Here is a 14,842-nt window from a genome sequence, read left to right as displayed (position 1 = left end):
GCCGATGGCCGGAAATATCACGCAAGGCACGAACGCATACGAAGATCGCTACTGGACCAGTCCTGACGGGCTGAAACTCCATTTCCGCGATTATGCCGGGCGCGCGGATCGTCCGCCGCTGCTGTGCCTGCCGGGGCTGACGCGCAACGCGCGCGATTTCGAGCCGGTGGCGCAGCGCTTCGCAGGCGAATGGCGGGTGATCTGCCCGGATATGCGCGGCCGGGGCGACAGCGAATATGCCAGGGACAGCGAAAGCTACAATCCGCTGGCCTATGTCGCCGATATCGATGCGCTGCTGGAAGCCGAAGGGATCGGCCGGTTCGTGGCGGTCGGCACCTCGCTGGGCGGATTGATGACCATGCTGCTGGCGCTGGGCGGGGCGGAGCGTATCGCGGGCGCGGTGCTCAACGATATCGGCCCGGTGATCGAAACCGAAGGGCTGGAACGCATCCGTTCCTACGTCGGCCAGCTTCGCAGTTTCCCCACCTGGATGCACGCCGCCCGCGCGCTGGAGGAAAGCCAGGGGGATATCTATCCCGATTATGAGATTTCCGACTGGCTGCGCATGGCCAAACGGCTGATGGATTGCACCGGCAGCGGGCGGATCACGTTCGATTACGATATGAAGATCGCCGAACCGTTCCGCCAGCCCGGCGGCGAAAGCGCGAGCCCGAACATGTGGCCCGCGTTCGAGGCGCTGGCCGGGCGCCCGGTGGTGGCCATCCGGGGCGAACTGTCGGACATTCTCTCGGATGCGACGCTCAAAGTCATGGCCGCGCGCCTGCCCGGCATGGTGAGCGTGACGGTTCCGCGCACCGGCCATGCCCCGACGCTGGACGAGCCCGAAGCGCTCGACGCCATCGCCCGCCTGCTGGATAGCGTTGCATGAGCGGCGCAAGCCGGACCGAAGGCCAGACATTGCGTTTCCTCCATCTTCATTCGACGTTCGACGCCGGGGGCAAGGAATTGCGCTGCGCCCGGCTGATCAACGCGTTCGGGCCGAACGTCGCCCATGCGCTCGTGTCCGCGCAGCCGGGGGCGCTGTCCGCCGGGCGGCATATCCTGCCTTCCATCCCGATGCGCTATCTCGGGGCGTTCCCGCCGCTTGCCGCGATGCCGACGCCGTGGCGGCTGCACCGGATCGCCAATGCGATGCGCGGGTTCGATCTCATCCTCACCTACAACTGGGGGGCGATGGACGCGGTGATGGCGCACACGATATTCGCGCAGCCGTTCGGCCTGCCGCCGCTGGTCCACCACGAGGACGGGTTCAATGCCGACGAGGCGGGCAAGCTCAAATCCTCGCGCAACTGGTATCGGCGGATCGCGCTGGGCCGGGCCGATGCGCTGGTGGTGCCGTCCATCCGGCTTGAACGGATCGCGCGCGAAACCTGGCTGCAACCTGCGGACAAGGTCCACCGCATCGCCAACGGCATCCGCACGCGCGATTTTGCCCGCAAGCCGCGCAAGGACGCGCTGCCGCGCCTGATCAAGCGCGAGGGCGAATGCTGGGTCGGCACGCTGGCGGGGCTGCGCGCGGTCAAGAACCTGCCGCGCATGGTGCGCGCCTTTTCCGGCCTGCCCGAACACTGGCATCTGGTGATTCTGGGCGAAGGGCCCGAACGGGAGGCGATCCGCCAGGAAGCCGCGCGGCTGAATATCGTCCACCGGGTGCATCTGCCCGGCTTTGTCGATCCGGCAAAAGCGGCGGGCCTGTTCGATATCTTCGCGCTGTCGTCGGACAGCGAACAGTTCCCGCTCTCGGTGGTGGAAGCGATGGCGGCGGGGCTGCCCGTGGCCGCGCCCGCCGTGGGCGACATCCCGCAGATCGTGGCTGAGGCAAACCGGCCGTTCATCGTCGAACCGGGCAACGAGGCCGCGCTGGCCCAAGCGCTGGAGCGGCTGGCCGCCGATCCCGGCCTGCGCAAGGCGCTGGGGCAGGCGAACAAGGCGCGCGCGCAGGAACGCTTCGACGAAAGCGGGATGGTGGAGGCCTATCGCGCGCTCTATGCCGGGGTCATGGGGCGCGAAATGCTCCCCTGAAAGGGGCACTTCAGCGCCGGTTAACCTGCATCGGGCTTGTTTCGCGGGGACAGCGCGGCTTTCCCCGTTGAATTGATGGTGTCATCCGCTAAACAGCCTCATCTGTTCCATCTGCCGTTCGCGGCATACGAAGAAGCGAAAGCGCCCGCGTGGCACTCAGACCAAACCGCCCCCAATCCCGCGCCGATCAACTGGCTGAACGCAAGGCAGCCGAAGACGCCATGCTGATGCGTGAAGTCGATGAGGCCGTGCGCCAGGAAAAAATGTCGGAAACGGCCAAGCGCTATGGCATTCCCATTATGGCCGCGGTCGTCGCCGGGCTCGTCGGGTTCGGCGGTTATCTGCTCTACCACGAAAACCGGGAATCGAAGCTGGAAAGCCGTTCGGAAGAACTGGTTCGCGCAATCGACGCGCTGGGTGCGGGCCATCCGGGCGAAGCGGACAAGGCCCTGGCCAAAGTGGCCGATGGCGCGAACGCCGGCACCGGCGCATCGGCGAACCTGCTGCGCGCGGGGATCGCGCTGGAGCAAGGGCGCAAGGCCGAAGCGGTCAAGCTTTACGAAAGCGTCGCGGGCAACGGCGATGTACCCGCCCCCTATCGCGATCTGGCGACGATCCGCGCGGTGGCGGCAAATTTCGACGCGATGAAGCCGGATGACGTGATCGCCCGGCTCAAGCCGCTGGCCGTGCCGGGCAACGCGTGGTTCGGCAGCGCAGGCGAACTGGTAGGCGCCGCCTATCTCAAGCAGGGCAAGAACGATCTTGCCGGGCCTCTGTTCGCTTCGATCGCCAAGGACAAGGACGTTCCCGAAACGGTGCGCAGCCGCGCACGCCAGTTGGCCGGGTTGCTCGGTTTCGATGCCATCACCGATGTGGATAGCCTCGTGCAGACCGCCGGGGCAGGCGCGGCACCCGCCGCTCCGCAACCCGCCAGCGCCGCACCGGCACAATAACGCAAAAGGATCTTTGCAGGTTATGAAACGGATCATTGCAAGCCGCACCCTTGCTCTTCCGCTTGCCGTGCTGCTGGCCGCCGGCCTTGCGGGATGCGGTGGCAAGGGCAAACCCCAGACGCCCACCGTGGGCGATCGCATGCCGATCCTCTCGCGGATCGAAAGCGGGGCGAAAGTCGATCCCGCACTGGCGAGCGTCTCCGTCGTCCTGCCGACCGAAGAAGCCAACGATCAGTGGGCGCAAGCAGGCGGCCCGGCATCGAAAGCCACCGGCCATCTCGCTCTGTCGCCCACGCCCGCGCGGGTGTGGACAGCCTCGATTGACGGAACCAACGGCAAGCGCCGCCTGGCCGCTTCGCCGGTGATCGGCAACGGCCGCCTTTACGTGATCGATACCTCCGCCGTGGTCCACGCGTTCGATGCGCAGACCGGGCGCACCGTCTGGCAGCGCCGGATCGAAGTGCCGGGCAACCAGAGCGCTTCCGCTTTCGGGGGCGGGGTCAGTTATGCCGAAGGCCGCATCTACGCCACCAACGGCGTGGGCATGGTCGCGGCGCTCGACGCCAACACCGGGGCGGAAATCTGGAAAGTGAAACCGGCGGGGCCGCTGCGCGGTTCGCCGACTCTGGCGTTCGGCGCCGTCTATGTGATGACGCAGGACAACCAGATTTATGCGCTGGACGCCAGCGACGGTTCGCCGCTGTGGCAGGAATCGGGCGCGCAGGCGCAGGCGGGCGTGTTCGGCGTGGCCGCGCCGGCCGCAGGGCAGGGCACGGTCGTGGCCGGGTACAGCACCGGCGAACTCGTCGCTTACCGCTATGAAAACGGCCGCACGCTGTGGTCCGACGCTCTGGCGCGGACGTCGATCTCGACTCAGGTCGGCACGCTGACCGATGTGGACGCCGATCCGATCATCGATGCGGGCCGGGTCTACGCGCTGGGACAGGGCGGCCGCATGGCGGCTTATGAACTGGTTACGGGCCAGCGGCTGTGGGAACTCAGCCTCGCGGGGATTTCCACCCCGGCGGTGGCGGGCGAATGGATTTTCACGCTGACCGACGATGCGCGCCTGCTGGCGATCGCGAAATCGAGCGGGCGGGTCCGCTGGATCACGCAACTGCGCGAATGGCGCAAGGCCAAGAAGAAGACCGGGCAGGTCTTCTGGACCGGGCCGGTGCTGGCGGGCAATCGCCTGTGGGTCGCCAATTCGCTGGGCGAACTTTACGCCGCCAATGTGAACGACGGCACGGCCAGCGAATTCGCCGATCTCGGTTCGTCCGTTTCGCTGCCGCCGGTCGTTGCCAACCGGACGCTCTATATCCTCAGCGACAACGGCAGGATCACCGCGTTCCGCTGATCGCGGCCGGATCGTACGGAATATGGAAAAGGGGCGGGGCGGCCACGGGCATCCCGCCCCTTTTCTGTGCGTGCCTTTGCTGTACGTTACCGTCTCCTTAACCCTGCCACGCTAGGGGGAAGCGTGATCGACGATAATCAGCACAGCAGCGCGGCTATGCCGAAAAGCGATGTTTCGGCGGGCGTCGGCCTTTCGGGCGTGGCCGGGCTGTTCGTCTGGCTGGCGATCTGCCGCAACTGGCCCGATATCGCCCCGATGCTGGGTATCCGCGGCGAAGCTGCGGTGCTGAACGGCCCGGTTCCCGCGCTGATCGCGATGCTCTTTTCCGGCATTCCGATGGTGCTCTGGTCGTTGTGCATCGACAAAGTGCATCGCCGCGCATCGACCGGGCTCGACTGGAACAATCCGCGCCCGCTGTCCGCCGCGCTGGAAACGGCAGGCACGAAGATTGCCGGGTTGTGGGCGACCTGGGCGGTCATCGCCGCGCTCTATTGCGTTGCCCGCTGGTATTGGCGGGGGGACTATCTCTTCGCGATGGAACTGTTGGGCATGTTGATCGGGCCGATGGTGCTGCTCTCGATCCCCTATGTGCTCTGGCTTGATCGCTACATGGTCCAGCCGCGCGATCATAGCTGGCACTTCGGGGCCATGCTGATCGGGCGGGAGCCATACGATCCCGCGATGGTCGGCCATCATCTGCGCGGGTGGGCGGTGAAAGGCTTCTTCATCGCCTTCATGTTCTCGATCCTGCCCGGCGGCTGGTCGATAGCGGTGGGCGCGACGCTGGCGGACGGGCTGCACGATCCGGTCGTCTTCTGCATGTACCTGATCAACCTGATGTTCATGATCGACGTGCAGATCGCGATGGTCGGCTATCTGCTGACGCTGAAGCCGCTCGATGCGCAGATCCGCACCGCCAACCCCTATCTCGGCGGGTGGCTGGCGGCATTGCTGTGCTATCCGCCGTTTCTGCTGATGGGCAGCGGGGATGTGCTCGATTATCATGCCAACACGGCGGACTGGGCTTACTGGTTTCAGGGGCAGACCGCGCTGTTATGGGTGTGGGGTGCGATCCTGGTGTTCCTGACCGCGATCTACGCCTGGGCCACGGTCGCTTTCGGCATCCGCTTTTCCAACCTGACCTATCGCGGCGTGCTGACCAACGGGCCCTATCGCTTTACCCGGCACCCGGCCTATCTGTCGAAGAACCTGTTCTGGTGGCTGTCGACCCTGCCGTTTCTCGTCACCAGCCATTCGTTCGTCGACATGGTGCGCAACACGGTGATTCTGGCGATCGTCAGCGGGATCTATTACTGGCGGGCGAAGACGGAAGAACAGCACCTGCTGGCCGAAGATGCCAAGTATCGCGCCTATCACGCCTGGATGGCGGCAAATGCGCCGATCACGCGGACGCTGGCGCGCGTGCAGGCTCTGTTCCGCCCGCGCGGCCAGATCCTGCGGGCTGGTGAATAACCGGCGCGGGCGCCGCCGTCAGAACGGTTCGGCGCTGGCCACTTCGTAGCGGGTGATATCCCGGTCGCTGAGGCCCAGCGCGGTGCGTTCGTCCCGCCAGCGCTGCATATGCGGGCTGGCGAGATGAGCGTCGAGCGCCGCGCCGCTGACCCAGCTTTCGCTCACCCGGATCAGCCCGGGTTCGCACATATCCTCGGCATAGCTGTAGCTGATGCAGCCCTGTTCGCGGCGGGTTTCCTCCACCACGCGGCGCATCGCCGGGCGGGCCTGTTCCAGATTCGCGGGCGGAATGCGGAAATGGCCGGCCACCAGGATCATGTCAAAAATGTTCCCCGTAAACGCGGCTGAGATCGCCGCCCCACGGCCCGTTGTAGAGATCGAGCAGACGCTGGGCGCTGACCACACCGGTGCGGGCGATTTCCTGCAACGGGGCAAGGTATCCGGTTTCGTTGTCGCCGCTGGCGTTCAGCCGGTTGCGGGCGGACAGGCCCGCGCTGGCGATATCGAGCACCGGCCCGGCAAGGTCGCGCAACACGCCGCCACCCGGCAGCGGCGCGTCCAGCGCCAGCCGGGGCACCGCGTTGCGCAGCGCTTCGCGTTCGTCCATCGACCAGTGCTTCACCACATCCCACGCCGCATCGAGCGCGCCATCGTCATACAGCAGGCCGACCCAGAAGGCGGGCAGGGCGCAAATCTGGTTCCACGGGCCGCCATCGGCCCCGCGCATTTCGAGGAAGCTTTTCAGCCGCACTTCGGGGAAAGCGGTGGAGAGGTGGTCGTTCCAATCGCTCAATGTCGGCAACTCGCCGGGCAGCGCGGGCAGTTCGCCCCTGAGGAAATCGCGGAAGCTCTGCCCCGCCGCGTCAATATATTTCCCGTCGCGGAAGACGAAGTACATCGGCACATCGAGCATGTAATCGACATAGCGTTCATAGCCGAAACCGTCTTCGAACACGAACGGCAGCATGCCGGTGCGGTGCGGATCGGTGTCCGACCAGATATGGCTGCGATAGGACAGAAACCCGTTGGGCTTGCCTTCGGTGAACGGCGAATTGGCGAATAGCGCGGTTGCCAGCGGTTGCAGCGCCAGCCCGACGCGGAACTTCTTGGCCATGTCCGCTTCGCTGGAATAATCGAGATTGACCTGGATGGTGCAGGTCCGCAGCATCATGTCGAGGCCGAGATTGCCGACGCGCGGCATGTGCCGCAGCATGATGTCATAGCGGCCCTTGGGCATGATCGGCAGTTCGGCCCGGGTCTTGTCCGGCCACATGCCGAGGCCGAGGAAGCCGAGGCCGAACCGTTCGCCGATCGCTTTCACCTGTTGCAGGTGGCGGCCGGTTTCGGCGCAGGTTTCGTGCAGGTTCTCCAGCGGCGCGCCGGACAGTTCCAACTGGCCCGCCGGTTCGAGGCTCACCGTGCCGTCCGCGCCTTTCATGGCGATGACGGTGCCGTTTTCCTCGATCGGCTCCCAGCCGAATTCGCGCAGGGCCAAGAGCAGATCGCGAATGCCGCCGGGCTCGTCATAGGAGGGGGCGTGGCGATCATGCCGGTTGAACACCAGCTTTTCGTGTTCCGTCCCGATACGCCAGCTTTCACGCGGTTTTTCGCCAGCGGCCAAGGGCGCCACCAACTGGTCGCGGCTTTCGATTCGCGGATCTTCTCCGTCCGACGCGGTGCGGGTGCTCATGCTTTCGCCGTTAGGCAAGCAGGCGGGCGGAGGAAAGCCTTAATTGCGGGATGCCGCTCGCCAATCCCCGGCTCCGTTTGTGCTCCAGTCCCCAGCGGTGCCCATCCACAGCGCGGCGGCGGCGATGGCGGCGGTTTCCCCCCGCAGAATACGGGGGCCGAGCGTGATCGGCCGGGCGGTGGGCAGAGCGCGGATTGCCGCACGTTCGGCCTCGTCGAATCCGCCTTCCGGCCCGATCAGCAGCGCCGCCGGGCCGTGATGTGCGGCGAACATCGCGGCGGCGGGTTCTCCGCCTGTTTCATCGGCGAAGAGCAGCGTCCGCCCTTCGGGCCACTGCCGGAGGAGATGTTCCAGCTTCATCGGCTCCGCCAGTTCGGGCAGAGCGGTGCGAGCGCATTGTTCGGCCGCTTCGGTCAGGATCGTGCGCGCGCGTTCGGGGTTGAGCTTGTCCGCCACGCAGCGGCGGGTGACGACAGGCTGGATACGCGCCACGCCCAGTTCGGTGGCCTTTTCCAGCACCAGATCGAACCGGTCCTTCTTGAGCAGTGCGGCGCAGAGCCAGAAATCGGGCACATCTTCGCGCGCCCGCAGCCGCTCGACGGTTTCGAGCACGATTTCGCGCTTGCCCGCGCTCACCACGCGCGCCGCCCATTCGCCGGTCTGGTCATCGCACAGGATCACGGCGTCGCCGGGCCCCACGCGCATCACGCGGGCGAGATAATGCGCCTGCTGTCCTTCCAGCACGCATTGGCTGCCTTGCGCCAGCGGTGGCGGGACAAACAGGCGCGGGGCGCTTTTCGGAGGCCATGCGGGAGTAGCGGGCATCCCGCTGCGTTAGCCGCCTTGGCGCCGGGGCGAAAGCGGGAAGCTGTCTTGCCTTACATCTCTGTCCTACACGGGCAGGCTATGGCAAGGGGAGGGGATGAGCAGCCATACCCCCCTCTCTGCCGCCCCGCTTTCCCGGGCCGAAAGCAGCGTCCCGAATTCGTCTCTTTGTACCGTGTCAACTTTGTCAACTTGCCCCCGGGCGAAGGGCGGTGGCGCGGGCGAATCGCGCCGGGCGATGGGGGCGGGGGAGCGGCCATGACAGACGCCATCGTTCCCGATAGCCAGCATCGCGGCTTTGTCGCCCGCCTTCCGCAATTGCCGCGCGATCTGGCGCAACTGGCGCGGTTCGACCGGCCGATCGGCTGGTGGCTGCTGTTCTGGCCTTGCGTATGGGGCACCTGGCTGGCGGGTGCGGGCTGGCAATGGACGCTGCTTGGCTGGTTCCTGCTCGGCAGCATCGCGATGCGCGGGGCAGGGTGCGTGTACAACGATATCGTCGATGCCGATCTCGACCGGCAGGTGGCCCGCACCGCCAGCCGCCCGGTGGCGAGCGGCCGGGTCAGTCGCAAGCTGGCCTGGGCGTGGCTCGGCGTGCTGTGTCTGATCGGGCTGGCCGTGCTGCTGCAACTGCGCTGGCAGGCGCAGCTCGTCGCATTGGGCAGCCTGGCGCTGGTGGCGGCCTACCCGTTCATGAAGCGGATCACCTGGTGGCCGCAGGCATGGCTGGGGCTGGTGTTCACCTGGGGCGCGCCGGTGGGCTGGGTCGCGCTGCGCAGCGATCATTGGGAAGTGCTCGCTGCGCTCTATGCCGGGGCGATGTTCTGGTGCATCGGCTACGATACGATCTACGCCTTGCAGGACCGGGAAGACGATGCGCTGGTCGGTATCCGGTCGAGCGCGCTGCGCATGGGGCGGCATGTTCGGGCCGGGGTCGGCCTGTGCTATGCGCTGGCGCTGGCGCTGTGGACTCTGGCGCTGTGGCTGCTGCGCGGCGATCCGCTGGCCCTGCTGGCGATGGCCCCGGCGGCGCTCCATTTCGCCTGGCAGGTGGCGACGCTGAAGCCGGACGATGGCGATAACGCGCTGGCCCGGTTCCGTTCCAACCGATTCGCCGGATTGCTGGTGGCGCTGGCGTGCTTCGTGGTGGGCAACGCATGATGGGCGCTCAGGCGTCCGGGCGGGTCCAGATCCAGCTCAGCACGATCACGGCGATGGCAGCCGGGAACAGCGGCCAGGGCCAGGTCAGGAAGTAGAACCCCATCGCGATGCTGCCCGCAAAGGCGATGGTCGAGCCGACCTTGCCGATGCGGGCGATGGCGCGCCGTTCGCGCCAGACGCGGATATGCGGGCCATAACGCGGATGGTTGAGCAGGCGCTGCTCGAACGCCGGGTTCGATTTGCCGAAACACCACGCAGCGAGAATCAGGAACGGCACCGTGGGCATGATCGGCAGCAGGATGCCAATCACGCCGAGCACCACGCTGGTCATTCCCGCAATCAGATAGACACGCCGCATTCATCGATCCTGTGGTTTGATGGCTCGCCAAAGGAAATGGGTTCGCGGCCATTGTCAAACCGGCACGGGTTCCTAAATTTCCGTCAAGGGTTGTTTGCCATGGGCAAGGGATAACGATGAACGGTTTCAAGACCGCGATGCTTCTGTCGGCGCTGACCGCGCTGTTGATGGTGCTGGGCTATACGTTCGGCGGTTCGGGCGGTGCGCTGATCGCGCTGATCGCCGCGGCGGGCATGAATTTCTTCACGTACTGGAATGCCGACAAGATCGTGCTGCGGATGCACGATGCGCGTGAAGTCGATGCCGCCAGTGCGCCGGAATTCTACGGCATGGTCGCCGATCTGGCCCGCAATGCCGGGCTGCCGATGCCCAAGGTCTATATCGTCGAAACCGATGCGCCCAATGCCTTCGCCACCGGCCGCAATCCGGAAAACGCGGCCGTGGCCGCCACCACCGGATTGCTGCGGATGTTGAGCCGCGAGGAAGTCGCCGCCGTGATGGCGCATGAACTGGGCCATGTCCGCAATCGCGACACACTGGTGATGACGATGGTGGCGACGATCGCCGGGGCCATTTCGATGATCGCCAATTTCGGCCTGCTGTTCGGCGGCAATCGTGGCAATGGCGGCCATGCGATGGCGGGCATTCTCGCCGTGGTGATGGCGCCGTTCGCGGCGATGATCGTGCAGATGGCGATCAGCCGCACGCGCGAATACGGCGCGGACCGGGCGGGGGCGGAAATCTCCGGCAATCCCGCCGCGCTGGCTTCCGCGCTGGCCAAGATCAGCGGCGCGGCGCAACGCATCCCCAATCCGGTGGTGGAACGCAATCCCGCCGCCGCGCAGCTCTACATCGTTCCGGTGGGCCTGTCGGAACTGTTTTCCACCCATCCGAAGACGGAAAAGCGCATTGCCGCGTTGCAGGCCATGCAGGGCGGTATCACCCCGGCATCCGCACCGGCCAGGCGGCCATCGGCGCTCGATCCGCTGAACCGGAACCGCTGACCGCGGCGGGGGAATGGCGTGCTTCGGCGCGAGATAGCTGCAAAAAGCGCGGCCAACTGCAAGCATCCCACTTGCCTGCGATTGCCGCCCGGGCTAGGCCCCCCAACGCAATGGCCGGGCCTGTAGCTCAGCGGTTAGAGCTGGCCGCTCATAACGGCTAGGTCGCGGGTTCGAATCCTGCCGGGCCCACCATTGCCGGCCTGGTGTCGGGGAGTAGCGCAGTCTGGTAGCGCATCTGCTTTGGGAGCAGAGGGTCGCAGGTTCGAATCCTGTCTCCCCGACCAATATTTCAACATCTTGGCCATGGCTTGTGCCGCCACTTCCAGCCTTCCCGGATCGCCGGATTCTGCCCGTTGGCTTGCGGGCTCGGCCCTCGCCGGGTAGGGATCGGTACGCGAAAATGAGGAGAATGGGATGCGCGCGATTGTTGTGCTGGGGGCTCTGGCCCTGGCGGCTTGCGGTTCGGATGACGATACGGTGACGCTCGGCGATACGACGTTCACCAGCAACGAACAGGCGGGCACGGCGACGATCTCCAACGCCGAAGGTTCGATTACAACCGCGGACGGCGCGGCTGCGGCCAAGACCCAGATGCCGGACTATGCGCCCCAGTACCCCGGATCGACGATCACCACGGCGCTGACCACGCGCAAGGACGATCGCAACCGGACCAATATCGTCCTTACGACGAAGGATGGCATCGACAAGGTGGCGGCGTTCTACAAGGACAAGTTCACTGCTGCCGGGCTGACCATCGCGTCCGATATGACGACATCCGAAGTCAGCATGATCTCTGCCGAAGGCAACGGGAAGAAGGCCTCCATCACCGCCGCGCCGGATGAGGGGCAGACGTCGGTGGTCGTCTCGTACTCTCAGTAACAGCATCGGATCGGGTGCGAGCTGTACCTGGTAACCCCCTGTTTTCCTTCAACGCTGGACGGCGTCGGTAATGGCGGAAATGCTGGTTGGCCGCACCCCTTGCTGGGCGAGATAGGCGAAAATTTCGCGCCACCAGTTGTAGAAGCGGGCCAGGTCTTCCTCGTGCCGCACATAGGGCGTGTTTCCCGGATGCAGCGATGGGCTGTGGAAGGAAAACACCAGCAGCGGCAACTCTTCCGCCAGAGCGGCGTCGATGCCCCGTTTCGCTTCGGCCACGGTGATGCCTTCGGGCGTCAGCGGAATGCGTTCGAGCAGTCCGCACCGGGCGAGGATTCCCCGCAGCATCGGCATGCGCCAGAGCGCGGGATAAAGCCGATCCCCCATGCGCCGCCAGCCGCCGCTGAAAACCGTGGTCAGCGGCAGTTCGAGCAGCGTGCGCTCGTCATCCGCCCAATAGGGATGGGCAGGATGATGGCGGTAATTCACGCCCCCGGCGCTTGTATAATCGAAACGCGCTCTCACCGAACTGTCGACCGCGATCCCCGCGCTGCGCAGGATGGTGGCGGTATGGGGCCCCAGGCCATAGCGCCCCGCGCGATAGATCAGCGGTTTCGCCCCCATCGCCCCGGCGATGCAATCATGCAGGACGCGGAATTTCTCTTGCTCCAGTTGAGGAGGAAGGTTGCCTGAAAAGCTGTTGAAATCGCATAGTTCTTCGGTGAACGGCGGATTGACCCATGGATGCAGTTGGGCCCCGATTTCCGCCCGGCCATCGCGCGCCGCCTCGCGCAGGATTTCGATTGCGGCGGGGGATGTCGCAATGGGGTGATCGATGAGATAGACCGGAGCGACGCCGTGCCCGTCGCAGAAATGCTGGAACTTGCGCAGATGAGGCACATGATCGAGACCGTGGCCGCCACGGCGGAACGGCGCGTTCCAGTCGAACTCTTCCTCGGTATCGACCGTCAGCAGAAAACGAGGCCCGAAGCCCGCCGGGAAGCGCGCCATGGCCGCCGGAGGAGGAAGATCGGTGATGGATCGCATCGCACACGGCCCGCTTCCGGTTGGCCCGTTCAGGCGGGGATCGCTCCTGTCGGTTCGGCGCCAGTCCGGGTTTCGTCCGGCTGATCGTCTTTGCCGTTCACAAGCGGAAGGCAAAGGTGGATCGTATCGCCTTCGCGCGCAAGATCGCCGCCCACCGCGCGCGCTTCCGCCCGGGCCAGCCGCAAAGTAAAGCCGCTGCCGAACATGCCCGCGCTGATCGTCCGCTGGTTGCCCTGGAGCGAGGCGGAAAAGATATCCGCCGTCCCGGCAAGGCTGGCGGGCAGATCGATGGCGATCAGGGCGCCGGTTTCCTCATGCGTGACATGCAGCGCGATTTCTTCCCCGGCGCTGGCTTCCCCGGCCAGCGTTGCCATCAGGCGCCAGCACAGCCGTTCGGCATCGTGTGCGGCCATGGGAACGGGCAGCGGACCTTCCGTGCCGGTGACAGTGATTTCGCTGCTACGCGGGAGCAGGGCGGGGCGGATCTGTTCGGTCAGCATCGCCAGAATCGCGGCGATGTCGCACTGTCCTTCGTCCAGTTCGAGCGCGCCGCTTTCCAGCCGCGCCAGCCGGTCCAGCTCATCGAACCCGGCGAGGATGCGCGCGGCATCGCTGGCGATAGTGGCCGCCAGCGCCCGGTATTCGTGCGGCGCCGGGCCATAGAGCTGCTGCTGGATGATTTCGGCAAAGCCCTGAATCGCGTTCACCGGCGTGCGCAATTCGTGGAGAATCTGCCGCATGCGGTCGGCAGTCTGGTCCGTTTGCGGGCGGACGGCGGGCTTGGCGGCGGGCATTCGCCGCATCCGCCCATAATGGCCAAGATAGTGCCCGGTATCCCGGTCGAAACGGGGATAGGCATCGATGCGCCAGGCGCCGGAAATCGCCGGCGCGCCGGTGATGGCGACAGGCGCGCCGCGCAAGGGCTGGCGCTGCCGCAATGCCGTGCGGGCAACGGCGGAAAGCTGGGCGGGGGATTCGGCCGCTTCGCTGGCAAGCGCCAGCCCGACAGCCATCGGGGCGAAAGCGGGCTCGCTCCAGTTGATCCGCCCGTTGGCGTCGGTGGCGAAATCGAATGCGCTGCGGGCTGGTTCCCCGGCCTGATCCGCGCCTTCATGCGGGGGGGCGCTGAACGGCATCGCACGCGGGCCGTGCAGCGTCTGGCCATTGCGCGCGCGCTGGAAAGCTTCGATCCGGCGCACCAGCGTGCCGATGGCGATGGTTTCGTTTGCGCCCTCCTCCTCCACCGGCATCGCCTGCGGGAGGGAGGAGGCCGCAGTTTCCTCCACAGCCGCAGGCGCGGCGGGAGTAGGTGCTGCTTCCACACATTCCTCGACTGCCTCCTCGACTGCCGGGGGCAGGGAAGGTTGCGTTGCGGGTGCGGGTTGTTCCGGCGTTTCCGGCGGGGCTTCCGCTATAAATGAGCGGGGCAGTTCGAGCGGGGCCGACAGTTCGAGAACTTCGGGGCCCGGCAGCACCAGATCGATGACGCCCAATTGCTGAAGCACGGCATTGGCGCCATCGCCCAGATCGCGGCGGTGCCGCAGGAAACCGCGCGCTGTCAGCGGAAGATCGGGAATCAGCGCTTGCCATGCCGAGTCGGGGAGCCGGGCGGCGGCCATGGCGGCGGATGCGACTTCGATTTCCTGCGTTGCCAAAGTGGCGATCAGCCGCGCGCTGACCAGTCGCAAACCGGGTTCGCGGATCATGTTGCCGCGCAGCGCGGCGGGCAGTTCCCCGGACAACAGGGCGAGGCGGGCGAAAGCCGCATCGACCAGCGGGCCATCGGCCCCGTCGGGCAACGTGCCGAGCAGGTCCAGCAATTGGCGGAATTGCGTGCGCAATGCACGATCGCCGCCGATTCCGGTGCGCAACACGGTGGCAAGGCGATCATCGAAATACATAGCGTCTATTCAGTTCCAGACCCGCCATCCGGCGCAGTGAATCAAGTTTACGCGCCGATATCACATCTTGCCCGAGGCCGCATGAAGGCGCGCTTTCACGTCGCAAAGCGGGACACCGTGCGTTAAGCTTGTTCTATACACACAAGATTGTGAA

14 protein-coding genes and 2 tRNA genes are annotated in these 14,842 nt (G+C 65.9%); 10 read left to right on the top strand and 6 right to left on the bottom strand.

The features are described 5' to 3' along the window. The first annotated feature begins 4 nt into the window (after positions 1 to 4). From K5X80_RS12040 to K5X80_RS12020, 5 genes are all read left to right on the top strand, one after another. A complete protein-coding gene (locus K5X80_RS12040; RefSeq protein ID WP_222557966.1) occupies positions 5 to 889 on the top strand; it encodes an alpha/beta fold hydrolase in 885 nt (294 codons plus the stop codon). Continuing rightward, positions 886 to 2,043 carry a glycosyltransferase family 4 protein gene (locus K5X80_RS12035; RefSeq protein WP_222557965.1) on the top strand — a complete coding sequence of 386 codons (1,158 nt, stop codon included), beginning with the start codon at positions 886 to 888 and terminating at the stop codon, positions 2,041 to 2,043. The genes K5X80_RS12040 and K5X80_RS12035 overlap by 4 nt, the downstream gene beginning before the upstream one ends. A 149-nt stretch (positions 2,044 to 2,192) precedes the next feature. Beyond that, positions 2,193 to 2,996, top strand: a complete 804-nt coding sequence (locus K5X80_RS12030; protein ID WP_222557964.1) for a tetratricopeptide repeat protein — start codon at positions 2,193 to 2,195, stop codon at positions 2,994 to 2,996. Between the two features lie 22 nt (positions 2,997 to 3,018). Next, on the top strand, positions 3,019 to 4,353 hold the full coding sequence (locus K5X80_RS12025; RefSeq protein ID WP_222557963.1) for an outer membrane protein assembly factor BamB family protein: 1,335 nt from the start codon (positions 3,019 to 3,021) through the stop codon (positions 4,351 to 4,353). A 156-nt stretch (positions 4,354 to 4,509) separates the two neighbouring features. Further along, positions 4,510 to 5,826 carry a methyltransferase family protein gene (locus K5X80_RS12020; protein WP_283249313.1) on the top strand — a complete coding sequence of 439 codons (1,317 nt, stop codon included), beginning with the start codon at positions 4,510 to 4,512 and terminating at the stop codon, positions 5,824 to 5,826. 18 nt (positions 5,827 to 5,844) lie between these two features. On the opposite strand, the gene K5X80_RS12015 is transcribed toward K5X80_RS12020, so the two are convergent. The 3 genes from K5X80_RS12015 to K5X80_RS12005 are packed head-to-tail and all read right to left on the bottom strand — an operon-like array spanning position 5,845 to position 8,341. Continuing rightward, positions 5,845 to 6,144, bottom strand: a complete 300-nt coding sequence (locus K5X80_RS12015) for a putative quinol monooxygenase (RefSeq protein ID WP_222557961.1) — start codon at positions 6,142 to 6,144, stop codon at positions 5,845 to 5,847. 1 nt (position 6,145) lies between these two features. Then, positions 6,146 to 7,516: a glutamate--cysteine ligase gene (locus tag K5X80_RS12010; protein ID WP_222557960.1), complete on the bottom strand. Its 1,371-nt coding sequence runs from the start codon at positions 7,514 to 7,516 to the stop codon at positions 6,146 to 6,148. A 39-nt stretch (positions 7,517 to 7,555) separates the two neighbouring features. After that, positions 7,556 to 8,341 (bottom strand): 16S rRNA (uracil(1498)-N(3))-methyltransferase, encoded by a 786-nt coding sequence (locus K5X80_RS12005; RefSeq protein ID WP_222557959.1) that lies wholly within the window; start codon positions 8,339 to 8,341, stop codon positions 7,556 to 7,558. A gap of 258 nt (positions 8,342 to 8,599) precedes the next feature. Here K5X80_RS12005 and ubiA point away from each other — a divergent pair, with 258 nt between their 5' ends. Next, complete coding sequence (gene ubiA, locus K5X80_RS12000; RefSeq protein ID WP_222557958.1) at positions 8,600 to 9,502, top strand: 4-hydroxybenzoate octaprenyltransferase; 903 nt, start codon at positions 8,600 to 8,602, stop codon at positions 9,500 to 9,502. Between the two features lie 7 nt (positions 9,503 to 9,509). Here ubiA and K5X80_RS11995 read toward each other — a convergent pair whose 3' ends face one another. Continuing rightward, complete coding sequence (locus tag K5X80_RS11995; RefSeq protein WP_222557957.1) at positions 9,510 to 9,860, bottom strand: YbaN family protein; 351 nt, start codon at positions 9,858 to 9,860, stop codon at positions 9,510 to 9,512. A gap of 116 nt (positions 9,861 to 9,976) precedes the next feature. On the opposite strand from K5X80_RS11995, the gene htpX reads away from it, so the two are divergent. The 4 genes from htpX to K5X80_RS11975 all read left to right on the top strand — a co-directional run bounded on the left by htpX (position 9,977) and on the right by K5X80_RS11975 (position 11,743). Then, positions 9,977 to 10,864 (top strand): zinc metalloprotease HtpX, encoded by an 888-nt coding sequence (gene htpX / locus K5X80_RS11990; protein WP_222557956.1) that lies wholly within the window; start codon positions 9,977 to 9,979, stop codon positions 10,862 to 10,864. Between the two features lie 116 nt (positions 10,865 to 10,980). Then, positions 10,981 to 11,056: transfer RNA gene (locus tag K5X80_RS11985), tRNA-Ile, on the top strand. Between the two features lie 15 nt (positions 11,057 to 11,071). Continuing rightward, positions 11,072 to 11,148: transfer RNA gene (locus K5X80_RS11980), tRNA-Pro, on the top strand. Between the two features lie 130 nt (positions 11,149 to 11,278). Then, positions 11,279 to 11,743: a hypothetical protein gene (locus K5X80_RS11975; protein WP_222557955.1), complete on the top strand. Its 465-nt coding sequence runs from the start codon at positions 11,279 to 11,281 to the stop codon at positions 11,741 to 11,743. Between the two features lie 48 nt (positions 11,744 to 11,791). Here K5X80_RS11975 and K5X80_RS11970 read toward each other — a convergent pair whose 3' ends face one another. Together K5X80_RS11970 and K5X80_RS11965 are read right to left on the bottom strand one after the other, a co-directional pair. Continuing rightward, complete coding sequence (locus K5X80_RS11970; protein ID WP_222557954.1) at positions 11,792 to 12,787, bottom strand: polysaccharide deacetylase family protein; 996 nt, start codon at positions 12,785 to 12,787, stop codon at positions 11,792 to 11,794. Positions 12,788 to 12,816: 29 nt separating this feature from the next. Next, complete coding sequence (locus tag K5X80_RS11965; RefSeq protein ID WP_222557953.1) at positions 12,817 to 14,688, bottom strand: histidine kinase dimerization/phospho-acceptor domain-containing protein; 1,872 nt, start codon at positions 14,686 to 14,688, stop codon at positions 12,817 to 12,819. Positions 14,689 to 14,842: the final 154 nt, after the last annotated feature.

The organism is Caenibius sp. WL, from assembly GCF_019803445.1.
In the GTDB taxonomy this organism is placed as follows: domain Bacteria; phylum Pseudomonadota; class Alphaproteobacteria; order Sphingomonadales; family Sphingomonadaceae; genus Caenibius.
Note: the sequence above shows the minus strand (reverse complement) of the source record. Positions and strands in the feature narration are given on the sequence as shown.